This window comes from Lutibacter sp. (genome assembly GCF_041596795.1).
Taxonomy (GTDB): Bacteria; Bacteroidota; Bacteroidia; order Flavobacteriales; family Flavobacteriaceae; genus Lutibacter.
This window is the reverse complement of record NZ_JBFHHX010000010.1, coordinates 1-23,451: the sequence shown is the minus strand read 5'-3', so window position 1 is coordinate 23,451 and position 23,451 is coordinate 1. Positions and strand designations below refer to the sequence as shown.

The window sequence follows — 23,451 nt, the reverse complement described above, 5'->3', positions numbered from 1 at the left end:
ATGTCATATATACAATTAGGTGATATTTGCGATGTAGTAAAGGGTGAAATTGGGATTGCCAAAGCAATTCCTGGTGATTACCCTTTGGTCACTACTGGAGAAGATCGAAAAAGCCATAATAAATTTCAATTGGACACACCAGCTGTACTTATTCCTCTTGTGTCTGCTACAGGACATGGTCATGCTAGTATAAATCGAATACATTATCAAGAAGGGAAATTTGCTTTTGGCAGTATTTTAGCAGCTTGTGTTCCGAAAAATAAAAAATATTCCGCAAAATTTTTACATATATATTTCAACTTAATGAAAGACTATGTATTAGTTCCTCTTATGAAAGGTAGTGCTAATGTCTCATTAACCCTTGGAAATTTAAAAACAGCTAAAGTTCCAGATATATCTTTAGAATTACAATTAAAAATAGTAGATCTATATTACAATATAAAGATAGAACTTGATAGGGCAAAAGACTTACTGAATGACCAAAAAAATGATATAGCCAAATTAAGACAATCTATTCTGCAAGAAGCCGTTCAAGGAAAACTCACAGCAGATTGGCGTTCTCGTCATCCTGAACTTATTTCAGGATCTCATCACGCAAGCCAACTATTAAAGCGCATCCAACAAGAGAAAGCACAACTTATTAAAGACAAAAAAATAAAAAAGGAAAAGCCTTTACCACAAATTACCAAAGATGAAATTCCTTATGAATTACCTGAAGGTTGGGTTTGGTGTAGAATTGGAGATCTGACAACAATAAAGGGAGGGAAAAGAATACCAAAAGGCTATCAATTATCAGACGTCGAATCGGCCCATGTTTATATTAGAGTTACTGATTTGAAAAAAGGAACTGTTATTTCTACTAAATTAAAATACATTACTGAGGATGTATTTGAAATGATAAAAGCCTATACAATTTCAAAAGATGATTTATATATTACAATAGCTGGAACTATTGGAGATGTTGGAGTAATTCCAGAAGAATTGGATAATATGAATTTAACCGAAAATGCAGCTAAATTAATTATCTATCAAGTAGATAAGATTTATTTAAAAACATTATTAAGTTCTCATATTTGTCAATCTCAATTTTTAGAAAAAATAAATAAGATGGCACAACCAAAGTTGGCACTACATAGAATATCAAGTACTATTATCCCAATGCCATCATTACATGAACAAAAAGCCATCGTTCAAAAAGTAAATACCTTAATGGGCTTATGTGATGCTTTAGAGCAGCAAGTACAACAAAGCCAAGAACAAAGTGAGCAGTTAATGCAGAGTTGTTTAAGAGAGGTTTTTGAGGGGAAAAATAAAATTAACTAATTGTTAAAAATAAAGGAGAATAAATAATGATTAAAACAACAACAAATGAATTCGCAAAAAGCTGTGCGCTTGTAAATTCTATGATTGCTCAATATAGATATATTAGAAAAGAATACAATATTCCAGATGATGGTTTTAATAGTAGAACTATTGAATATTTAGCTAAACCCTTTATTAAGGGGTATTTTACATTAGCTATAGTCGGTAAAGTTAGTTCAGGTAAATCTACATTTATAAATGCTTTATTAGGTTTTAAAAATTTATTACCCATAGGACATGATCAGACAACTTGTGGAATTACCTATATTGAATATGGAGAAAAACCAGAGGCCATTATAACTTTTGGTGATGGTATTCAAAAGGTAATAAATGGTGTTGGTTTTAGTAAAAAGTTAAAAGAATACGTAGCAATACCAGAAAAATATCATCATTTACCTGTTAACGCTATTGATGAAATGATTCTTGCTGGTTTTACTTTTGACCAAATATGGGAGTATAGAAAAGAAATAGAAGAAAAAACACTATGTCCTAAAATTGATGAAAATTTATTAAGGGAATTGGTGAGTTCTAAATCAAAAAAAGAGGTAGTAGTTAGTATTAAAATAAAATTTCCTTTTAATGAAGAGTTAAAAGGTTGGCGTATTATTGATACACCAGGAGTAGGTGCTATTGGTGGAATAGAAGATACAACTAGACAACTTTTAGAAAAGAAAAAAGAAGATGGGTCAAGAGAGGTTGGCTCTATTGTTTTTCTCCAAAAAGGTAACGAGACATTAGACCAAACCGATACTAAAAAATTTGTGCAAGACCAACTTGATAATTTTACAGAGTCAGATAAAAAACGTTTGTTTTTTGTTTTAACACATGCTAGTGAACAAAATTTTTTGGTTAATAAAGAAAATAAACTTAATAGTCTTCAAAAGAATTATAATAATGAAATAAGTCGACTTTGTTATGTGGACAGCTTCCTGTTTTCGTTTATAAATGAGCTTCAAAATATAGATATTGATTTGAAGAGCTTTATAGAAGGAGATGATTTAGTTCTTAGCAATTGGGATGAAAATGAATTAGATGAAATTAGAACCATATTGTTTAGAGCACAAAGGGAGTTGAAGAAAGATAAGGATACTGTGAATAATGAAACCTTACTTCGTAAAATGACCGAATGGGCTAATTTTGAAGTATTCAAATCAGAAATCAACCAATTTGCTAAAAAAGAAATTACGCAATCTCTTACCGAAATTTTCACACTAATAAATAGTGATTATTCCAGTTTCGTTGAAAGATTAGAAAAAGATAACATGTTCCTAAAAGACGGTGCTAAGGCTTTTGATAAAGCTATAGAAGAAATTGAAAAAAAAAAAATTGAATATAGCAACTCTATGAGAGTTGCTAGCCAAAAAACTTCACGAGATCAAATTTTTAGGAACTTCTATTTTATTGATTCTGAATTAAATAAGGTTAATAACCAAGCTAGTGTAGCTAGTATAAGAACCACAATTACTAATATGTTTGATAATGTTTATCAAATAGAAAAACAAGTTTTTTTGAATATTATAAATGAATACAAGTTTCTTTTAGGAAATATAGAATTTAATGATATTATTTTAAAATCCATTGATTTCGGGCAAATAGAAAAGAAGGCTTCAGAAAGTAGCAAAGAAAGATATGAAGCTACACCTGAACGCACAATAAAAGGTGGGTGGTGTGAAGATGATAAAAAAATAGCTGCAAAATATGATACCAGAATAAATGAAACTCAAAAGCTTAGAGATTTCAAAGCACTAGTCTTAATGGAAGCAAAATATAATAGAACAATTTTTGAAAAGCAAATTACAACAAAAGCTGATAATATTGAGAAGGCTATAATTGAAGAATTAAGTAAGAAAATTACTGACGAACAAGGCAGATTAAATAATTTAAAAGGGAGGATGAATAATTCTCAAATTGAAATAGATAAAAATTCTGAATTAATATCAAAAATAAAAACTAGGTTAGAAAATTCACCATTAAAAAAAGATAGCTATGGAAAAGCAAATTAATAGTTTTGATTTTGATTACGTGCGACTTAATGATGACATTAGAAAGTTAGCAAAAGATTATTTGTCTGAAATAACTGAAGAAAATATAAAAATGTTCTCAGAAAGTATCAAAATGGTTGGGGAGACCACTCTAGAGAATTATTACCTATCAATAGACAATCATTATTCAGAAGGTGTATTTAAGATTAAGGATAAAAAAGTGTTATCAGAATTTATTGATTTTGCAACAGGTTATCGCTACTCAATGAAATTATGGGCTAGAGAAAATGAAATCAAACTAAAAAAAATAGAAGTACCTAATATTGAAAGACCTAAAAATCTTACCTATAATAAACAACATCCTACTGTCATTTTAGGTGTTGGTACGCTTGCTGCGGTAGGTGTTTTTATATTTAGCAATATTTGGGTTGCTTTATTGACAGAATTATTAGTTCTAGGCATTACTTACAGAGTGATTAAAAAAGAAAAGAAACTTAACTATGAATTTGAGTTGAAAAAATATGAAATTCAAATTGAGACAGAAAAAGAAAAACTTATTAATGGATTGATTGAAGATATAAAAGAATGGCTTAAAAAAGCTGAGACCAACTCTAATGAATTATTGAAAAAATTTAAGGTATAACTTATGAGTGAGCATATTTTTTTAAAAAAAACTCCTGAAGAACAAAACCAAATTGAGATAGTTGAACAAAGTCGTATGATGTTTGATGCTCTGGTAACCCGAGATTATCTTCAAGATCTTAATAATTGTGAAGTTCTACCTTTAAATGAAGGTGATTCTGTTTCTAATGTTAGATGGTATAAAATAGATAAAATTGTAGTTGAATCAGATGTTTTTTTCTCTGATAAATTATCAATGTTATATATGTCCCTACACAAAACAGCACGAAGTGTAATATTAGTATTAGATAAACAAAACAATGGTGATATTGAACTTTTTATTGGTGCAAGAGATATAGAAGGCAGCAAAAATGTTTCTGGAGAAATACTTAACGCAGGAATGGAAGGTTATTTTCCTGGTATAGGTTTGAAGAATGCTAAACCTAGTGATGTTAATTTTCCTCACCCACATATTATATCAGTATCAGCTATTGCATCCTTTAGAGATGAAAAGAAAGAAAATTTTGTTCAAGGTCTTGAGCGTTTAATTAATGCTACTTCTTCTATTTCTAAATTTCGCTCTTATTTTATTGCCGATAGTGTTAATAATGAGGAGGCTAAATCAATGATTGATGCATTTAATAATCTTTACACTAGTTTATCTCCTGCTTTATCATTACAAAATAGCTATCAAGAAAGTGAAAGCAATGGTATTTCAGAATCTTTTACAGAAAATTTTTCAAAATCTATAGGAGAGTCATTGTCAAAAACAGTAACTCATACAAAAGGTTTTTCAGAAACAGTAACCGAAGGTACAAATAAAAGTGAAGGTGAAAATAGTAGTAACAGTGTTGGAGGCAATGCTGGAGTGATGGTTCCAACACCAATAGGATTTGTAGGAGGAGGGGCTTCCTATAATAGAAATTGGGGAAAGTCTTCTACTTCTGGCACAAGTCGTTCTGAAGCTATTGGTAAAAACTTTTCAAACTCTGCAGCTAATCAATCAGGTACGACAAATTCAGAACAAAAAGGTAAAGCTGAACAAAAAGGAAGTAATAGCCAGATTACTTCAGGAACAACTAAACAGATTACATACAAAAATAGGTATGTTCAATTTTATTTAGATATTTTAGATAAGCAATTAAACCGCTTACAAAATGGTTCCCCGTTTGGTTTATGGTCAACATCTGTTTATTTCATGGCCAATGATTCTACTACAGCACAACAATTAGCAAATATATATAGAGGTGCTATAATTGGAGAAGAAAGTAGTTTAGAAACATGCGCCATCAATTTATGGCAAAAAGGTGTAGCTGCAGATCAGATTGTAAAATATTTAAATAAAAGCATTCATCCTATTTTTAATTATAACAATCAACTTGTAACTGCTGGTTCTGTTGTTACTAGTAAAGAACTTGCTATTCATTTGTCCTTACCTCAATCAAGTGTTCCTGGAATTATTGTGTCGGAACAAGCCTCTTTTGCAAGGAATGTTTTTACGAAAACAAAACAAGATAATGAAACACATCAAATTTTATTAGGTAATATTTTACATTTAGGTAAGCAAAGTGAACAGTCTGTAGCACTTAATTTAGAGGAATTAAAAAAACATGTTTTTGTTACAGGAACAACAGGTAGTGGTAAATCTAACACCATGTATCATCTCCTGAATCAACTTGACCTGAAAGGAAAGAAGTTCATGGTAATTGAACCTGCAAAAGGAGAATATAAGCATGTTTTTGGGCATAGAGATGATGTAACCGTATATAGTGCTTCTCCTAAATTTGGCAAATTATTACAAATTAATCCTTTTGAATTCCCTTGGGAATCAATTGATGTGTTAGCACATATTGATCAGTTAGTAGAAATTTTTAATGCATGTTGGCCTATGTATTCAGCAATGCCAGCTGTTTTAAAAAATTCTATTATTTCTGCATATGAAAAGTGTGGTTGGGATTTATTAAAAACTGAAAATAAATACAGAAGGAATGACCAACCAATATTCCCAACGTTTGAAGATATAATTGTTTGTCTGAAAGAATATATAAATGAATCGGAATATTCTGCTGAAATTAAAGGAAATTACAAAGGAGCTCTTGAAGTAAGATTGAATGACCTGAGCAGCGGTTTAATGAAATATATGCTATCAGGTGAATCTATTTCTGATCAAGATTTATTTAATAAAAACACTATAATAGACCTAAGTACTATTCGTTCTACCGAAACTAAATCTCTAATAATGGGGTTTCTAGTGATGAAACTAAATCAATTTAGAGTTGCTGAAGGAGGAATGAATAAAGACTTACAACATATAACTGTAATTGAAGAGGCTCACAATTTACTGAAAAGAACATCAAGTTCTCAAAGTATGGAGTCTGATAATTTAACAGGAAAATCTGTTGAGATGATTTCTAATAGTATTGCAGAGATGCGTACCTATGGAGAATGTTTTATTATTGTTGATCAATCTCCATTACTATTAGACCCTTCTGTGATAAGAAATACTAACACCAAAATTGTAATGTCATTGCCAGAAGCTGATGATCGTAATGTAGTTGGTAGATCTATGGCTTTAAATGATAAGCAAATTGAACAAATAGCAAGACAAAGTGTTGGTGAAGCTATAATTTATCAAAATAGTTGGGAAGAAGCTGTTCAATGTATGGTATCGAAAAGTGATTATGATGATAATGTAATCTACAATGAAAAGTTTGATATACCGGATTATCCTGAACGAAAAATAAGAAATTGTATTGTAGATTTTTTATTATATCCGTACACCGAAAATACTTTAGATTTAAAAGAAATATCTGCTTGTATTACTAGAGATAATATACCATCCTCAATTCGAGTTCAGTTATTAAAGTATCTAGAAGAATTCAATCAAAATGAAAATCTAAAAATTTGGGAAAAGAGTAGATTTTACAACCTATCATCTGTAATTTCTCAATATTTAAATATTGATAATGAACTAGAAAAAATTAAAAATCAAATAACTGACCTTAATCAAGTAAAAAAATTAAAATTATTATTTGATGATCTTCTAAATGAAAAATTTGAAAGCGGTATTGATAAAAAGACTTTATTCTTTGTTCAACAAGGTTATTTTAAGAGACTTAATAATGAATATTATAATGAATGGAAAAAAATATTTTAAACTATGGAGGAAGGATTAAATAATAATGACGTATCCGTAGAAAAAATTGAGGCAAGTTCTGATATTGAGAATACAAACACTATTGATAGAAAATCATCAATTGATAATCTAGAAAATAATGTAGATGAAAATTTAAAACCTACACAAGTACAAGAAAATGATAATGTTTTTGTTGATGAGTTCCCTGGTGAGAAAAATATTGAAAAAGATAAAGTAGAAAACAATGATACTATTTTTGTAGATGAATTTCCTAATCAAAATTTTAGCGAAGGAGAAGACTTGACAAAATCTGAAATATCCGATATGATCGAAAAAACTGGCTATTCTCGAGAAACTGTAGAACAGATGAAAAGTCCTGAAGAAGCAAATATTTATACAAATGCCGGATTAGAAGAGAAGGATGTTAACGGTAGAACTTGTTTAACAAGAACGGATATTGATTCAAATTTAACAGATGAATTTGGTCGTTCAAATAAATCTCGAATGGAGAGTGGTTTGTCACCAATAGATAAGGAAGGTAATTCAATTCAACTTCATCACATTGGTCAGAAAAATGATGGAGGACTTGCGGAACTTACAGGAAAAGAACATGGTGTAGGTAAAGGAAATGAAAATTATGATATCTTACACGATAGGAAAAAAGAATCTGATATTAATCGTGAAGATTTCAAATCAACTAGACAAAACCATTGGAAAAGTAGAGCACAAGATTATAAATAAAAAAATATGAGTTTAGAAAATTTAAAAAATAAAAAAGGTTTTTTTTCACTAAAACCATCTAGTAAAGATGATATTTTAAAAGCTGAAAAGCAATTGGATGTAACTTTTTCTAATGATTTCAAAACATATACTTCTATGTATGGAGCTATTAGTGTAAACGGAAAAGAAATTACAGGAGTTGTAGAGAGTAATAGATTATCAGTTGTGGAAAAAACATTACAGGCTAGAATTGAAAATGAAAATTTTCCAGAAACTATGTACGTTATTGAAGATTTAGCAATTGAAATGTGTTTAATTCTCCAAGGTAAAGATGGTAAAATTTACCGCTATACTCCTATAGCACTTGAATATATCAATGAAAATTTGTTAGATTATATTGAATCATAATACTTATTTACAACTGATAATCAGTTAAATAATGCGGAAAAATATTTCATTAATGAAAATACTGTCTTTGATTTAAAAAACAGGAAAGTAACCAAATGGATGATAAAAGCTACGACTTAAATAAATTATTTGAGTTTTTTGAATATTGGAAAGAATACACACACCCAACAGAATTTTATAATGAAGGTTGGTTGTTAAAAGTGTTAGTGTATGCAATTACAGATTTTGGTTTAAAAGACCATCCGCTATATGTACATAAAAATGATAAGTTTTTTAGTGAGGGGTTACTTTATTCTCCATTCTTACAAAGGTTTAAAGGAGATTCACTTGCTGAAACTCATACGCACGCTGATGGTGTAATAGGTAATTTTGAAATTGGAAAAAATGGTACTAAAGGTCTTTTGACTTTAGAAGGAAATAAATTAAATATTTTTGAGGCAAAAATTAATGCTGAATTTTCTAAAAACGTGACGAATGCATCATTTTATAATCAAGCAGCACGATATGTTGCCTGCATTGCAGAAACGATTGATATAGCAGATAAACTAGAAGTATTGAATGATTTATCTATAGGTTTTTATTTAGTGGTTCCCAAAGATCAATATAATACGAAGAAGAATCTTGAAAGGTTTTTAGATAAAGAACACATTTTAGAAACTGTTAAAAAAAGGGTTGATCAATATAAAGATGAAGCTGATTATAAAGAAAGAATAGAATGGTTTGAAACAAAATTTAAGCCAGTTCTTAAAAAAATAGTAATAAAGCCTCTTTTTTACAAAGATGTAATTACTGAGTTACATGGCTATGAATATATAGGTAAAATTAATAACTTTTATAATACCTGTATCAAATTCAACTAAGCAAAGAACATAGTGAGCAGTTAATGAAAAGTTATTTTTGAAAATTAAAAAATATAATATAAAATAGAAGTATTCTATGAAAGCATATAAAACAATATATAAACACGGTCATTTTATAGATTTAGAAAGTGGAAAAAGACTTATTCCTATTCAAAATTATGAATACACAATAACAGCAGATGACAATGCTTTTAATGAAGTTGATAATAAACTAGTAATAAAAGATCCTCAAAACAGTTTAGAACAAGAGGCACATATAATCAGTAAGCACGGAGTTGAAAACTGTGTAAATATTCTTGAAAAGGGCACTCAATTGTTTTTTAGAATTGGTAATTCTAGAAGTATTGAAGGTGATGAAAGCAGACAGTACATTTTTACATGTACACTTTTAGAAGATTTGTATTTGTTTAAAATTAAAGGTAAATCTGGGGAAGAAAATAAACATTGGCGTTTGGAGAGTTGTGTATGTGAGTTGGATGCTTGTTTATTAGGTGATTTAACAATATCGGAAAGAGTTAGAGGAAACTCCTTAAGCAATTTGTTTGATAAAACAGTTCAATTTTATTTTTCTAATCAACGCTCAGCAAGTTTAAATGCTATAACTAATTTTTATATGTACAATCCAGATATGGATATTGACTTTTATAGTGCTGCAAATCAAATGTATCATTCTATTGATAGTAAACGAGCAGAAATAGTTAATGAATTAAATGGAAATTTAATTGATAGGTAAGGAGCACTAGCTATTACTCATAAATTGACTTTATAAATAAAGTAAGTTTATATTATAAACATTAAAGAAATTATTAAATTTCACTTAAAAGTGAAATAAATTTGTAAATTAACTTAAAAGTGAATATATTTGCACGTATAAAACCGATAGCACAATACAAAAAAGTTAGCTATTATTCCGTTTGTATTAATGATGATGAAACTTCTCTTTTTGAAGATTTTGTCAAAGTTCATCAAATTAATAATAAAACAAAGTTAGATCATATTTTAAATTGGTTAAAGGTTATAGGAAATAATTATGGTGCACAAACACATCACTTTAGACCAGAAGGCGAAACAGCAGACACTTCAGCATTGCCACCTAAAGGCATTGATAGAAAACCCCAATACACAGAATATGGAAAAAAGAAAGCAAACAATCTAAGATTGTACTGTTTAAGAGCGAATGAGAGCGTAGTTTTCTTATTCAATGGAGACATTAAAACCGAACAAAAAGCGCAAAATTGCCCAAATGTTAAAACTCATTTTAAATTAGCAAATCAACTCACTAAAGCAATAGACAATGCTTTTAGAGAAAGAGATATAGTTTGGAACGATGATTGCACTCTAATTAATTGTAACGAAGATTTAAAAATCTACTTTTAAAAATGAAATTTCCAGAAAATAATATTATAGATAGTTGGTTAGACCAAAATGGTGATGCTGAAATTGCACGTTTAGTTGAAAAAAACTTAGCAATTACTGAAAAGATTATAGCCGTTTTAAAGGAAAAAAATATCAAGAAGTTGGACTTTGCTAAAATGCTTGGTAAAAAACCTTCTGAGGTAACGAAATGGTTAAGCGGAACACATAATCTTACTATGAAAAGTATCAATAAAATTGAGATGGTTCTTAATATTAATTTAATAAACATAGACCCAATAACAGAGTATAAATACGTTTATTTAGGTTCTATTAAAGGGGAGAATATGTCTACCGCTATTAATAACTATGAAAATTCTAATTACGATGTTGCTTTATAATGGAAACAAGTAAAATTATTCCTGAAAATATTCATCTTTTTCATTTAAACATTCTTGAGAGTAATATTGTTGATGCTGTTCAAAAGAAAGACAATAAGTTTAGGATAAATGTTGCTCATACTACAATGCATAATTTGGTTGATGAGCGAGTGAAAATAGGTTTGTTTATTGATATAATTGACGATAGTGAAAAAAATGAAGTTGTTTCTGCTCATTTTAAAATTGAGTTTCACTATAAAGTTGAAGATTTAAAAAGCTTTTATAAGTTAGATGAAAATAATGAACCTTCATTTTCTGGATTATTTATTGCCACTTTATTGGGAATTAGTTTTTCAACTGCAAGAGGGTTGATTTATGAAAGGTTATCTAAAACAAATCTAAGAGGTATTATACTACCAGTTGTTTCCCCTAATAAAATGCTTTCTTCAAAGGTGGAGTAATAGATTTTAAGATTTATCAATCAAGTTTGTTAATGCATCTCTATACTTCCCATATTAAAAATATACCGTTCAAATTTCAGTACAATTTATCGTGTAAAGCCATAAATAATTGACTGTAAACAATTTATGAATTATAAATAAGTCCTGTGTAGACCAAAGTAAAACTTGCAACCCTTTAAAGAAATTTAGAGGGTTTCACTTTTAATAAAATTCTTAAGTCTTTTCTGAAATGGTTCGATATCACTGACCCGCCCTTAAAAAGGATAAATAAAGTTAATAATAAACTAACAATTCTATTCTTGCTAGCCATATTTTTTTAAAAATAACAATAAGGTTCTCAAAATTTAAAACCGATACAAAGTATCGGTTTTATTTAGGTTATAAACTCAATTCAACCGTTCATCGATTGAGTTCGACTGTTATTTTATTTAAGGTTTTTAATAAGTAACATAGTCTATAAATTAGTATCATAAACAATAAAAAATAAACACGGAAGCCGAAAAGTGTAAAGAGTAGGCACTATTTAAAAATTAATTTATTATGAAAAAAATTTTAGTATTTGCACTGTTCATTTTTCTAACCTCTAATTCATTTAGTCAAATTAATAAAAATCTAACAAGAGTCAAATCAATTCAAAAAACTAATGAGTATGAAACGTTAGCTAAAAATTCAAAAAACCCATACAACTATATAGGGGAGTTTCATAACCAAATTTTAGATGACGTTATTTCTAACTACAAAATTCATAAAATGGACAGAAATGAAGTTATGGATTTTATTAAGAAGAGAGTGATAGAGAAATATCCAAAAACAGTAATATCCTATAATAAGGAAAACTCAAAAGAATTAGAAGAATATTTTAAAAACCCATATAAAACCTTATACGATAAAAGAATTATTGGGTATAAGGACTATTATTATTTAAATCAAATAGAAATGGCTATGGCATGTTGTCCTGAAGATGTTTTAGATAAATTTAATAAGATACTTGAAGATATATTAAAAGGATCACCAACTTTTCCTGAACCATATAATTATGGGAAGGACGTTAATAATCCATACGCTGATATTAAAGATAGTAATGATGGAACATTTGCGCTTATTACCTTAGCGATAGCGGAAAATAGTTTTAAGTATTGGAAAAAGCAGAACGAGAATCCAAATAGCTTATGGAAAAAAATCATTAAAGATAAGAATTATCAATTAGCTGGCCCAGGAGATAATATTGGTGGTGCAGATGCAGCTGGAGCCGGAGGTGCTGCTTTAGTTACTTGGTGGACTGGGCCATTTTGTCCTGCAACAGTAGTTGTTTCTGGTGTAGGATCTTCATTAGGCGTGGCCGTTTGGGAAAGTGCTAAATGGCTTTGGGGGGCTTGGTAATAATTACATAAATGAGGAAAAACTTTGTGTTAGTCTAAAGAGTAACTACGAATAATTTACAGTAAATCAAATCTAATTAAACTAATCATTATAAAAATTAATTTTGTGTGTTAGTTATTTTAAAGAGTTCTTGTTCTGGCGACAAGGACCCTTTAATTCAAGATTATGTTAAGGAAAATTATAAAAATTTTATCCAAGAAACTGAAAAAATGAAAAAAGAAATACACTAACAAATCTTCTTTTCTCAAAAAAAACTTATATTTAAATGTGGTAAAAAATAGTTTCATAGTAGTATTATTTTTGTTCTGTGCTAAAATTTTTGCCCAAGACCCCATTCGTTACTCCACAAAACAAGGATTACCAACCAACCATATTTACGATATACAAGAAGATGCCGATGGTTTTATGTGGTTTGCAACCAATAGGGGCTTGATAAAGTTTGATGGCGAAACTTTTAAAACCTTTACCATACAACGTGGTTTGCCAAACAATGATACTTGGTTGCTGGAGTTAGACTACCAAGGTAAATTATGGTATTTTTCAAAAAGTAGTTACCAAGGTTATATTGTAAACGATAGTATTTACAAATTTCAAACCGTAGATAAAATAGTTATTTCACCACGTTTTACTTATAAAAATAAAGACAGTTTATGGTTTTTTAGTAATGACGGCATACAAACCATAAAAAATAATAAAATTAAGGAGGTTGGCTTGTATTCTAAATATAATAATAAAGAATTTAATGAGTGGCTTTTAACAGAATTTAAAAAGAAAGGTTTAGAAAATTATTACCCATTACCAAACCCAGATACTAGAGAGTTGGCTTTGTTCTCAGAAAAGGAAATTTTATTCTACGATTGGGATTTTAATTTTATCACAAAAATTAAACAATCATTACCAAGCACTCTTAATAATTCAAAAATTCAAAATAGTGGCTTATTGTATAATAACATTTATTTTAATGCTTTTGATAAAGGGGTGTTGTTTATTAATTTTAAGACTAAAACATCTAAATACATTCCTTTTAGCAGCTATGCTAATATAAATTCTGTAAACTACTTTAAGTGTAAAGGTTTAAAAAATGAAATCCAAATAAGTATTCCAGGACATTTACTTATTTTTAATTATAATTTAGAACTAATAAATTCTTATTCTTTTCCTGATATATCAAATAATAGAATTAGTTATAAAGATAGCAATGGAAATATTTGGTTAGCCGATTTTACCCAAGGTGTTACATTTATTCCCAATACACAATTACAATCTATATATTTTCTAAAAGGTAAAAAAACTAAAAAACTAGGAGTTATAGATAATCAATTAATAGCTGGTGTTAATGATGTTGGGTTTTTTAAATATTCTAATAATTCTAAAAAATTTAAATTCCTAATTGGTGATATTGGTGAATCTAATGCTGAAATTTATCAAATAAAAGAAAATCCAAATTATTTAGTATCAGCGAGAAAAAGTTTCTCATATATTAATAATGAACTTTCAACTATTCAACTAAATTTAGTTGAAGGATTAAATAACACTATACAAACTTCATTTAAAGATATTATTAATTTAAAAAATAACACTTACTATGTTGGTTCAGCTAACATTATAAAAAAAACTCAAGAAGAAACAGTTACATTATTAAATAAGTCAGGTTTATTACTAGGTTCTGTTTTTAATGACAAACTGTTTGTTGCAAGTAGTGATGGTTTGTTTCAGTTAAAAAATGATTCTTTAATAAAACCTTTTCAGAATAATGTGTTTTTAAATATTTCAATAATTTCTTTAACAACTACTCCCAATAATTTATGGGTTGGTACAGATGGTAGAGGTGTGTATAGTTATAATGAAGAAAAAGTAAGGCATATTAAAAACACAGACGGCTTAAGTGTACAAAGAATTATTAAAAAAGATACTGTATTATGGTTGGCAACTCAAAATGGTGTTAAAAAAGTTGCGCTTAATAAAAATAGCATAGAAAATTCACTAATTATAGATGCGTTTTACGAAACAGATGGTTTATTGCAAAACAACATAAATGATATTTTTTTGGAGGACTCCTTACTATATGCAGCAAGTGATATTGGAATAGCAAAGTTAGATTTAACTAGCCCAATTTATAAAAAAAGTCCAAAACTTTATTTTAAAAAACAGCAAGACACACTTAGATTTATAGATAATGAAAGGGATAATATTTCAGTATCCTTTTCAGTACTGGATTTTGTAAACCAAAACTATATTAACTATCAATATAGATTATTTCCAAAACAGAAAGAATGGGTTAATACAGAAACTGAAACCATATTTTTTTCTAACCTATCACCAGATGTTTATATATTAGAAATTAAAGCTACAGACCAGCACAACAATTCAACTGTTATAAAAAAGTACTTAAATGTGGTTCCAAAATGGTGGCAAACCATTGCAGCTAAAATTTGTTTTGGATTGATTATTATTGGATTTCTCCTTTTAATTAATAAATACTTAACCAACCGTATTCGCAAAAAAGAACACGAAAAAGCTAGACAGGATAAGCGTGTCGCGGGTTTAGAACTGCAAGCGTTAAGAAGCCAAATGAACCCGCATTTTGTGCATAATTCTTTAAATGCTATTCAATATTATATACAGCGCAATGAGGTTGAACTTTCTGAAAATTATTTAGTAAAATTCTCAAAATTAATTCGTTTGTTTTTTGAATATTCTAGACGACAAAGCATTACTATTAGTGAAGAATTAGAATTACTAACCAATTATCTCGAAATTGAAAAATTACGTTTTGAAGAAAAATTAAATTTTGATATAACTGTTTGCGAAAATATTGATGTAGAAGAACAACTAATACCATCTATGTTGTTGCAACCAATAGTTGAAAATGCAGTTAATCACGGTTTGTTTCATAAACAAGAAAATGGTTTGGTGTCTATAGACTTTACGCAATTAGATGAGGATACTTTTCAAGTAATTGTTAAAGATGATGGTATAGGTATAAAAAAAGCAAAAGACATTTACAAGAGGTCGTCAAAAAACTATCAATCCAACTCATCTGCTGTATTACATGAACGATTAGACTTGTTAAACCAAAGTAAAGATTGGAATATTAATTATAACATCCAGGATCGTTCAGATATAAATAAAGGAGAGGGCACTATTGTAACCTTAACATTTAATCAAATTGAAGCATGACAACATTAACAGCAATTTTAATTGATGATGAACGTAAAGCACTTGCTATTTTAAAAAATAAAATAGAACGCTTATGTCCTAATATTTCTATAATTGGAGAAGCTCAAAAACCAAAGGAAGGCTTAGAATTAATAGAAAATTTAAAACCTCAATTAGTGTTTTTGGATGTAGCAATGCCAGAAATGAGTGGTTTTGATTTGTTGTGTGAAATAGATAATCCTGATTTTGAAATTATTTTTGTAACTGCTTTTGATAATTATGCCATAGAAGCGATTAAGCATTGTGCAATTGGTTATTTGGTAAAACCAGTAGATAATCAAGACTTAATTTTAACAGTTAATAAAGCCATTCAAAATGTTGAAGAAAAATCAGCCTTAGAAAAAAACAAATTACTTATAGAAAATTTAGGAGTTCAAACGTTTCAAAATAAAAAAATAGTCATTCCATCTCAAGAAGGTCTGGAGTTTGTTAAAATATCAGAAATTGTTCATTGCGAAGGTGTCAATGGTTATACTAACATTCATTTTAGATCTAGAAAACCTATTTTAAGTTCAAATAGTATTGGCCATTTCCAAAAGTTACTCGAAAATCAAAGTTTTTATTTGGTGCATAAATCCCATTTAATCAATTTAGATTATATCGATAAATACCTTAATGAAGGTTACGTTATTTTATCGAATGACCAAAAAGTTCCAGTTTCAAGAAACAGAAGGGGTGAATTTTTGGATATGTTTAAATAATTTAGATTTTTTTAACTGACTATACCATGAGTTTCACGTATCAAAAATTCAATTGTGGATTTTCAATTTCATAAATCTTATATTGGAAATTTAAACCATATAGAAAATATCTAAATGAAGGATATGTAGTTTCTGAAAACCATCTCCAGTTTCCTGTATCAATAAATCGAAAACAAGATTTTTTAAATAGCTTGAAACAGTAAATCCCTTAATAAAGTCTACTTAACAATTTATCTACTCAAACAAGCATTTTATAAATTTACTATTAAATAACATTCTAATTTTTCTTAATTTTGTTTCATTAAACAGCGTTTTTATTATATGATTTCATGAGATTTCACAAACCATGAAATAGCTATGAAGAGTAAAAAAGTGTAAACTATAGTTTACACTTTTTTACTCTGTCAGTATTTTAAGACTGGTTAACAAATTACAATATGTAAAAGGTCTTAGATAATTTATCTTGCTTTTTGTGACAAGTCCAGTTTTTAATAAGTAGTAATTTTGGGCACAGAATAGTTGTTTTTCATTTGTGATGGATACTCGCTTCTGCACTCGTTTCATAGAAATTGATTCAAATTAAAAATAATAAAACTTATTTAAGAATACTAAATCACTCATTTGTTACTGTTTAAATTTCTAAATCTTTAGAGATGGATTTAAAATTCGTCTATGGATTATTATTGGGAAGTTGATATTAAGGACGATAAAGTAGGAAATACTAAAGGGCAAATATGTACTTTTAAGAAAGATTAGTAATTTTATACGGTACAAATTACGGTACAAATAAAACATTACAAACAATAAAACGCTGAAAAGCAGAAGATTGTAAATTAATAAAAAGTCCCGTCCAGACCGCAAAAAGCATCTCAATTGAGATGCTTTTTTCGTTTTATATGTTTATTTATAAATCAAGAATTCAATTACTTTTCTTAATATTGGAGATTAAATTTTTAACTAATGAATTCGGATAAGAATCCAATATTAATTGTAGTTGCATTTTTTTCTATATATGTAATTTGGGGATCTACCTATTTGCTAAATAAAATTGCAGTTACGGAGTTGCCGCCTTTTATGTTAGCTGCCATCCGATTTATAATTGCAAGTCTTCTTATTTTTTTAATTGCAAAAATTATTGGTCTTAAATTAGGGATTTCTAAAATTCAGTTAAAAAATACGGCTATTGCGGGTTTTTTGTTTTTAACTTTTGGAAATGGTGTTGTTGTTTGGGCTTTAAAATATGTTGATAGTGGTTTTGCTGCTTTATTGGTTTCGGCACAACCCTTGGTTGTTTTATTATTAATGCGCTTTTTAGAAGGCAAAAGAATTCAACTAATGTCTTTTATTGGTGTGTTTTTAGGAATTATTGGTATATTTTTATTAGTGAGTCAGAAAGGGTTTATTGCAAATGAAGGAATGACCATTGGTATGATAATGATTTTTGTATGTATGCTAAGTTGGGGCTACGGAAGTTTATTTGTTACAACGGCAAATTTACCTTCAAACTTTTTTGTTAATACCGGCTATCAAATGCTAACAGGAGGTGTAATGTTGTTGCTAACAAGTGTTGCTTTTGGAGAGTCTTGGTCTAATCCTTTGCACTGGAGTCAGCCAGTTCAATTTTCTATGCTTGCGCTCATCATTTTTGGTAGTATAGTGGCATTTACATCGTTTAATTACTTGTTAAAAACAGTTTCACCTGAAAAAGTTGCAACATCAACCTATGTAAATCCAATTATTGCAATGCTATTAGGTTGGTATTTTTTAAATGAAGAAATAACAATACAATCAATTATTGCAGCGTGTATTTTATTGTCTGGCGTTTATTTTATAAATACAAAAAAGAAATTGGTAATGTTTGCCAGATTTAGAAAAATAAAAAAAGAAGCCTAAAGATGTAAAATTAAGCCTTCTTTTATATTTAAAGAGCCTTGTTTTAAACAGAGTTTTGGTTATAATTATTTTGATTTTTCAGCAGTCATTTCAGTAGTCATTTTTTTGGTATTCTAAACATTTAATGATGCTGTATGGTAGGTATAGTTTCTAATTCTTTATATTATTCTTGCCAAACTTCAATAATTTTTTTAAATGTCAGAAATTTACTGGTTTGGAAAGGTTTGAGAATGATTTGGAGGGATATAAATAGCACTGCAGTTCCTGTTTCACTTTCGCAATTATTGCTTGTATTTAAAAGTTTATACTTGCGAATTGTTATTAAATAAAAAGTTATAAACTATTATATTTCAAAGTTTAAACCTTGTGAAATAAGTTCATCAAATTTTTCTTTGTTAAATGTATATAGAAAAGCGCCTTTTTTAGAACCTGACCTGTCTTTTTTAGTTGTTTTAGTTAAAATATCTAGCGATACTATTTTTTTTCTAAAGTTTCTGGCATCTAAAGGTTGTTGGTAAATACTTTCGTATAAAGTTTGTAATTCTGGTATTGTAAAATATGTGGGTAGTAAATTAAATCCAATAGGTTGGTGTTTTGCATTTAATTTTAATTGTTCAATAGCGTCTGAAACCATATCGCCATGGTCAAAAATTAATTTAGGCACTTTATCTAAATCAAACCAATGTGCGTCATATTTTTCAACGCTTTCCAGTTCAAATTTATCTACACTAATTAAGCTATAATATACTATAGAAATTACTCTTCCGGCAATATCTCTATGTACTTTTCCGTAGGTTTTAAGTTGTTTTAAATAGATGTCTTTTAGGCCAGTTGTTTCAAATAATATTTGTGCAGCACCGTCATCTAAAGATTGATCATCTTTTACAAATGCTCCAATTAAAGACCATAATCCTTTAGAAGGTTCAAGTTTTCTTTTAAAAAGTAATAGTTTTAATTTTTTAGAATCAAATCCAAAAATAATGCAGTCAACCGCTACTAAAATATTTTGGTTTACAGTATAAATATCGGTATTGTCTATTAATTTCATGAATTTTTCTTTTTGTAAATTTAATAAAATGTATCTAATACATTTTAAAAATTATAAATAGTTAATGAGGTTTGTGTTAAATAATTCACAACAGGTTAAGGATCTTGTTTAAATTGCTACGCTATTCTAAGGATATTCTGTTATAATTGGTTATTTTCGCACTAGATTTTAATAGTAGTATATGAAAGGAATAATTTTAGCTGGCGGTTCAGGAACACGACTTTATCCAATTACCAAAGGTACATCTAAACAATTGTTATCAATTTACGATAAACCAATGGTTTATTACCCCTTATCCATTTTAATGTTAGCTGGAATAACAGAGGTTTTAATAATCTCTACACCACAAGATTTGCCAAATTTTAAAAAATTATTTGGTGATGGAACTGCTATTGGAATGCAATTTTCTTATGTGGAGCAGCCATCGCCCGATGGTTTAGCACAAGCTTTTATTTTAGGAGAAGAATTTATTGGAAATGATGATGTTTGTTTAATATTAGGCGACAATATTTTTTACGGTGCTGGAATTGAAAGCCTGTTAAAAGATGCAGTTTCAACAGTTAGTAAAGAACAGAAAGCGGCAATTTTTGGTTATTACGTGCAAGATCCAGAGCGTTATGGAGTTGCTGAATTTGATAACGAAGGTACTGTAGTTTCCATTGAAGAAAAACCTACAAATCCAAAAAGTAGTTATGCTGTTGTAGGCTTGTATTTTTACCCAAATAATGTAATTGAAATTGCGAAAAATATTCAGCCTAGTACTCGTGGCGAATTAGAAATTACTACGGTTAACCAAACCTATTTACAGGAGAATAATTTAAAATTGAATAAAATGGGAAGAGGTTATGCTTGGTTAGATACTGGAACGCAAGATTCCTTGTTAGAAGCTTCAAATTTTATTCAAACTATTGAAAAAAGACAAGGCTTAAAAGTAGCTTGTATTGAAGAAATTGCCTTTGAAAAAGGATATATTTCTAATGAGCAATTACTTAAAATTGCAATGGAATACAAAGGAAATGATTATGGAAAATATTTATTAAAATTGGTAAAATAAGTTGAACTATGATTTTTGAAAAAACTGAAATACCTGATGTGCTAATTTGTAAACCAAAAATTTTAAAAGATGAAAGAGGTTATTTTTTTGAATCTTATAAAATGGAAAGTTTAGAAGCTGCTGTAGGACGTGAACTTACTTTTATTCAGGATAATGAAGCTAAATCTACCAAAGGGGTTTTAAGAGGTTTGCACTATCAATTACCACCGTTTGCACAAACTAAATTGGTACGTGTAATTCAAGGTAGTGTTATAGATGTGGTGGTAGATATTAGAAAAGATTCTCCAACCTTTGGAAAACATGTAGCAATTGAATTAAATGATGAAAATAAATATCAATTACTAGTCCCAAAAGGATTTGCACATGGCTATGTGGTTTTAAGCGAAACTGCAATTTTTAGCTATAAAGTTGATAATTATTACCATAAAGAAAGTGATCGCGGAATTATTTATAACGATGAGCAATTAGGGATAGATTGGAATTTTCCGGCATCCGATTTAATTATTTCTGAAAAAGATAAAGTACAACCTGTTTTTTCGAAAGCAGATTTATTTGAAAAAACACCTAGTATAAATGAGTAATATTTTAGTTACAGGATCAAATGGGCAATTGGGAAATGAATTGAGGAATTTAGCCGATGAATTTTCTATGTACTCACTTTTTTTAACAGATAAAGACACGCTAGATATTAGCAATTTTAAAGAAGTTGAAGCTTTTGTTATTAAAAATAAGATTAATGTTATTGTAAATTGTGCTGCGTATACCAATGTAGATAAGGCGGAAGATGAAGTTGAAATGGCAAACAACATAAATTTTGAAGCTGTTAAAAATTTAGCTGAGATTTCTAAAAAGTACCAGCTTAAATTAATACACATTTCAACCGATTATGTTTTTGAAGGTACTTCTCAAATTCCTTATTTGGAAAATGATCCAACCAATCCTAAAAATCAATATGGGAAGACTAAAAATTTAGGAGAAAAAGCCATGGAACAAATTAATCCAGCTAATTCTGTAATTATCAGAACTTCGTGGTTATATGCTGTTTCTGGACATAATTTTGTGAAAACTATGCTGAAATTAAGCAAAGAACGCACGGAATTAACAGTGGTAAATGATCAAATTGGCTCACCCACGTATGCATTTGATTTGGCAAAAACTATTTTTCTGATACTACCAAAAATAAACAATCAGAGCGTGGAAATTTACCATTATTCAAATCAAGGCGCTTGTTCTTGGTTTCAATTTGCTCAAGAAATAATAGCGGCATCAAAAAGAGATTGCAAAGTATTGCCGGTGTCTTCTAAAGAATTTAATTCAAAGGCTTACAGACCAAATTTTAGCTTGTTAAATACCGAAAAAATAAGAAATACATTTCAAATAGAAATTCCTAATTGGAAAGAATCACTTAATAAATGTTTGCTTAAATTAGGTGAAATTAAAGAGGGATAGAAAATAAAGATTAACTAAAAATAATAATTATGAAATCAATTTTAATAACGGGCGCGGCTGGTTTTATTGGGTCTAATTTAGTAGAATATTTACTTGAAAAATATCCAAGTTATAAGTTTGTGGTTTTAGATGCATTAACGTATGCAGGCGATCTTCATAATTTGAAAAAGGTTCAAGATGCTAAAAATTTTACGTTTGTAAACGGAAATATTTGTGATAGAAGTTTAGTTGAACGTATTTTTCAACATTATTACATTAATAATGTACTTCATTTAGCAGCAGAATCGCACGTAGATAATTCAATTTCAGATCCTGGAATATTTATAGAAACCAATGTAAAAGGAACATTTACTTTAATAGATGTTGCCTATAAATATTGGATGGAAAAGCCATTTGTATTTAAAACGGGTTTTGAAAATAATCGTTTTTTACATGTTTCAACCGATGAGGTTTATGGAACTTTAGGAAAAACAGGTTTGTTTACAGAGCAAACACCGTATGCGCCTAATTCTCCGTACAGCGCTTCAAAAGCAAGTAGCGATTTTATTGTGCGCAGTTACCATCATACTTACGGAATGAACACTATAATTACCAATTGTTCAAATAATTATGGCCCAAAACAGCACGATGAAAAACTAATTCCTACGGTAATTAGAAAAGCATTAGCAGGTGAGCAAATTCCTATTTACGGTGATGGAAGCAATGTGCGCGATTGGTTATATGTTGCGGATCATTGCAAGGGAATTGATATTGCTTTTCATAAGGGTAAAAGTGGTGAGGTTTACAATATTGGCGGAAAAAATGAGCAAAATAATAATTATATTGCATCTAAAATTTGCGAGCTGTTAGATGTGATACATCCGTTGAAAAAAGGAAGTTATAAAAATCAAATTACCTATGTAACAGATCGTGCAGGTCATGATTTTAGATATGCTATTGATGCCTCAAAAATTGAAAAAGACTTAGGTTGGAAAGCCGATGAAAATTTTGATTCAGGTATTGAAAAAACAGTAAAATGGTATTTGGAAAAATATAAAGAGTGATGCGTGAAGCGTTTTGAGAAACCACCGAATCGTCATTGCGAGGCGCGATAGCAACGTGGCAATCTCATCAAAAGGAGCAGATTGCCACAGTTTTTAGCAAAACTTCGCAATGACGAATAAAAAAAGTCTTAGTCTACGTTTTAGTCTAAGTAAAAAAAGGAACAGCCTGCACTGAGCGTAGTCGAAGTGTCATGCTCAGCTTGACTGGGGATCTGTTTCAAAGAAGTAAAGTTTAAAGAATGAAGAGAAACCAACGAACCGTCATGCTGAACTTGATTCAGCATCTGTAGCATTGGAACTCCAAACATTGAGATCCCGAAACAAGTTCGGGATGACGAATAAAAAAAGTCTTAGTCTACGTTTTAGTCTAAGTAAAAAAAG

20 protein-coding genes are annotated in these 23,451 nt (G+C 29.1%); 19 read left to right on the top strand and 1 reads right to left on the bottom strand.

The window, feature by feature from the left end:
• The 15 genes from ABY298_RS02505 to ABY298_RS02435 all read left to right on the top strand — a co-directional run bounded on the left by ABY298_RS02505 (position 1) and on the right by ABY298_RS02435 (position 18,476).
• Positions 1-1,323 (top strand): restriction endonuclease subunit S, encoded by a 1,323-nt coding sequence (locus ABY298_RS02505; RefSeq protein WP_372744417.1) that lies wholly within the window; start codon positions 1-3, stop codon positions 1,321-1,323.
• Positions 1,324-1,349: 26 nt separating this feature from the next.
• Complete coding sequence (locus ABY298_RS02500) at positions 1,350-3,365, top strand: dynamin family protein (RefSeq protein ID WP_372744416.1); 2,016 nt, start codon at positions 1,350-1,352, stop codon at positions 3,363-3,365.
• Positions 3,349-3,987, top strand: coding sequence for a hypothetical protein (locus ABY298_RS02495; RefSeq protein ID WP_372744415.1), 639 nt, complete (start codon positions 3,349-3,351; stop codon positions 3,985-3,987). The genes ABY298_RS02500 and ABY298_RS02495 overlap by 17 nt, the downstream gene beginning before the upstream one ends.
• 243 nt (positions 3,988-4,230) lie before the next feature.
• Entirely contained in the window at positions 4,231-7,122 is a 2,892-nt protein-coding gene (locus ABY298_RS02490) for an ATPase, T2SS/T4P/T4SS family (RefSeq protein ID WP_372744414.1), read from the top strand.
• 3 nt (positions 7,123-7,125) lie between these two features.
• Positions 7,126-7,842, top strand: a complete 717-nt coding sequence (locus tag ABY298_RS02485) for an HNH/ENDO VII family nuclease (protein WP_372744413.1) — start codon at positions 7,126-7,128, stop codon at positions 7,840-7,842.
• A 6-nt stretch (positions 7,843-7,848) separates the two neighbouring features.
• A complete protein-coding gene (locus ABY298_RS02480) occupies positions 7,849-8,229 on the top strand; it encodes an SMI1/KNR4 family protein (protein ID WP_372744412.1) in 381 nt (126 codons plus the stop codon).
• A gap of 95 nt (positions 8,230-8,324) precedes the next feature.
• Complete coding sequence (locus tag ABY298_RS02475) at positions 8,325-9,089, top strand: hypothetical protein (protein ID WP_372744411.1); 765 nt, start codon at positions 8,325-8,327, stop codon at positions 9,087-9,089.
• Positions 9,090-9,165: 76 nt separating this feature from the next.
• On the top strand, positions 9,166-9,822 hold the full coding sequence (locus ABY298_RS02470) for a hypothetical protein (RefSeq protein ID WP_372744410.1): 657 nt from the start codon (positions 9,166-9,168) through the stop codon (positions 9,820-9,822).
• A gap of 119 nt (positions 9,823-9,941) precedes the next feature.
• On the top strand, positions 9,942-10,466 hold the full coding sequence (locus ABY298_RS02465) for a hypothetical protein (RefSeq protein ID WP_372744409.1): 525 nt from the start codon (positions 9,942-9,944) through the stop codon (positions 10,464-10,466).
• 2 nt (positions 10,467-10,468) lie between these two features.
• Positions 10,469-10,843, top strand: coding sequence for a helix-turn-helix domain-containing protein (locus tag ABY298_RS02460; protein WP_372744408.1), 375 nt, complete (start codon positions 10,469-10,471; stop codon positions 10,841-10,843).
• Positions 10,843-11,283 (top strand): hypothetical protein, encoded by a 441-nt coding sequence (locus ABY298_RS02455; RefSeq protein ID WP_372744407.1) that lies wholly within the window; start codon positions 10,843-10,845, stop codon positions 11,281-11,283. Before ABY298_RS02460 ends, ABY298_RS02455 begins: the two co-directional genes overlap by 1 nt.
• Positions 11,284-11,823: 540 nt before the next feature.
• The gene (locus tag ABY298_RS02450) at positions 11,824-12,663 is read left to right on the top strand and encodes a hypothetical protein (protein WP_372744406.1); all 840 of its coding nucleotides are present in this window, start codon (positions 11,824-11,826) and stop codon (positions 12,661-12,663) included.
• Positions 12,664-12,963: 300 nt separating this feature from the next.
• The gene (locus ABY298_RS02445; RefSeq protein WP_372744405.1) at positions 12,964-15,843 is read left to right on the top strand and encodes a histidine kinase; all 2,880 of its coding nucleotides are present in this window, start codon (positions 12,964-12,966) and stop codon (positions 15,841-15,843) included.
• Positions 15,840-16,583: a LytR/AlgR family response regulator transcription factor gene (locus tag ABY298_RS02440; RefSeq protein WP_372744404.1), complete on the top strand. Its 744-nt coding sequence runs from the start codon at positions 15,840-15,842 to the stop codon at positions 16,581-16,583. The genes ABY298_RS02445 and ABY298_RS02440 overlap by 4 nt, the downstream gene beginning before the upstream one ends.
• Before the next feature lie 960 nt (positions 16,584-17,543).
• The gene (locus ABY298_RS02435; RefSeq protein WP_372744403.1) at positions 17,544-18,476 is read left to right on the top strand and encodes an EamA family transporter; all 933 of its coding nucleotides are present in this window, start codon (positions 17,544-17,546) and stop codon (positions 18,474-18,476) included.
• 343 nt (positions 18,477-18,819) lie between these two features.
• Here ABY298_RS02435 and ABY298_RS02430 read toward each other — a convergent pair whose 3' ends face one another.
• Positions 18,820-19,524 carry an NUDIX domain-containing protein gene (locus ABY298_RS02430; protein ID WP_372744402.1) on the bottom strand — a complete coding sequence of 235 codons (705 nt, stop codon included), beginning with the start codon at positions 19,522-19,524 and terminating at the stop codon, positions 18,820-18,822.
• A gap of 181 nt (positions 19,525-19,705) precedes the next feature.
• On the opposite strand from ABY298_RS02430, the gene rfbA reads away from it, so the two are divergent.
• The 4 genes from rfbA to rfbB are packed head-to-tail and all read left to right on the top strand — an operon-like array spanning position 19,706 to position 23,070.
• Complete coding sequence (gene rfbA, locus ABY298_RS02425; RefSeq protein WP_372744401.1) at positions 19,706-20,578, top strand: glucose-1-phosphate thymidylyltransferase RfbA; 873 nt, start codon at positions 19,706-19,708, stop codon at positions 20,576-20,578.
• 8 nt (positions 20,579-20,586) lie between these two features.
• Positions 20,587-21,159, top strand: a complete 573-nt coding sequence (gene rfbC / locus ABY298_RS02420) for a dTDP-4-dehydrorhamnose 3,5-epimerase (RefSeq protein WP_372744400.1) — start codon at positions 20,587-20,589, stop codon at positions 21,157-21,159.
• Entirely contained in the window at positions 21,152-22,027 is an 876-nt protein-coding gene (gene rfbD, locus ABY298_RS02415) for a dTDP-4-dehydrorhamnose reductase (protein ID WP_372744399.1), read from the top strand. The genes rfbC and rfbD overlap by 8 nt, the downstream gene beginning before the upstream one ends.
• A 29-nt stretch (positions 22,028-22,056) precedes the next feature.
• Positions 22,057-23,070 (top strand): dTDP-glucose 4,6-dehydratase, encoded by a 1,014-nt coding sequence (rfbB, locus tag ABY298_RS02410; RefSeq protein WP_372744398.1) that lies wholly within the window; start codon positions 22,057-22,059, stop codon positions 23,068-23,070.
• The last annotated feature ends 381 nt before the right edge of the window (positions 23,071-23,451 follow it).

Coding starts and splice junctions, on each gene's coding strand:
- ABY298_RS02505 (WP_372744417.1), top strand. CDS start 1: ATGTCATATATACAATTAGGTGATATTTGCGATGTAGTAAAGGGTGAA.
- ABY298_RS02500 (WP_372744416.1), top strand. CDS start 1,350: ATGATTAAAACAACAACAAATGAATTCGCAAAAAGCTGTGCGCTTGTA.
- ABY298_RS02495 (WP_372744415.1), top strand. CDS start 3,349: ATGGAAAAGCAAATTAATAGTTTTGATTTTGATTACGTGCGACTTAAT.
- ABY298_RS02490 (WP_372744414.1), top strand. CDS start 4,231: ATGTCCCTACACAAAACAGCACGAAGTGTAATATTAGTATTAGATAAA.
- ABY298_RS02485 (WP_372744413.1), top strand. CDS start 7,126: ATGGAGGAAGGATTAAATAATAATGACGTATCCGTAGAAAAAATTGAG.
- ABY298_RS02480 (WP_372744412.1), top strand. CDS start 7,849: ATGAGTTTAGAAAATTTAAAAAATAAAAAAGGTTTTTTTTCACTAAAA.
- ABY298_RS02475 (WP_372744411.1), top strand. CDS start 8,325: ATGGATGATAAAAGCTACGACTTAAATAAATTATTTGAGTTTTTTGAA.
- ABY298_RS02470 (WP_372744410.1), top strand. CDS start 9,166: ATGAAAGCATATAAAACAATATATAAACACGGTCATTTTATAGATTTA.
- ABY298_RS02460 (WP_372744408.1), top strand. CDS start 10,469: ATGAAATTTCCAGAAAATAATATTATAGATAGTTGGTTAGACCAAAAT.
- ABY298_RS02455 (WP_372744407.1), top strand. CDS start 10,843: ATGGAAACAAGTAAAATTATTCCTGAAAATATTCATCTTTTTCATTTA.
- ABY298_RS02450 (WP_372744406.1), top strand. CDS start 11,824: ATGAAAAAAATTTTAGTATTTGCACTGTTCATTTTTCTAACCTCTAAT.
- ABY298_RS02440 (WP_372744404.1), top strand. CDS start 15,840: ATGACAACATTAACAGCAATTTTAATTGATGATGAACGTAAAGCACTT.
- ABY298_RS02435 (WP_372744403.1), top strand. CDS start 17,544: ATGAATTCGGATAAGAATCCAATATTAATTGTAGTTGCATTTTTTTCT.
- ABY298_RS02430 (WP_372744402.1), bottom strand. CDS start 19,524: ATGAAATTAATAGACAATACCGATATTTATACTGTAAACCAAAATATT.
- rfbA (WP_372744401.1), top strand. CDS start 19,706: ATGAAAGGAATAATTTTAGCTGGCGGTTCAGGAACACGACTTTATCCA.
- rfbC (WP_372744400.1), top strand. CDS start 20,587: ATGATTTTTGAAAAAACTGAAATACCTGATGTGCTAATTTGTAAACCA.
- rfbD (WP_372744399.1), top strand. CDS start 21,152: ATGAGTAATATTTTAGTTACAGGATCAAATGGGCAATTGGGAAATGAA.
- rfbB (WP_372744398.1), top strand. CDS start 22,057: ATGAAATCAATTTTAATAACGGGCGCGGCTGGTTTTATTGGGTCTAAT.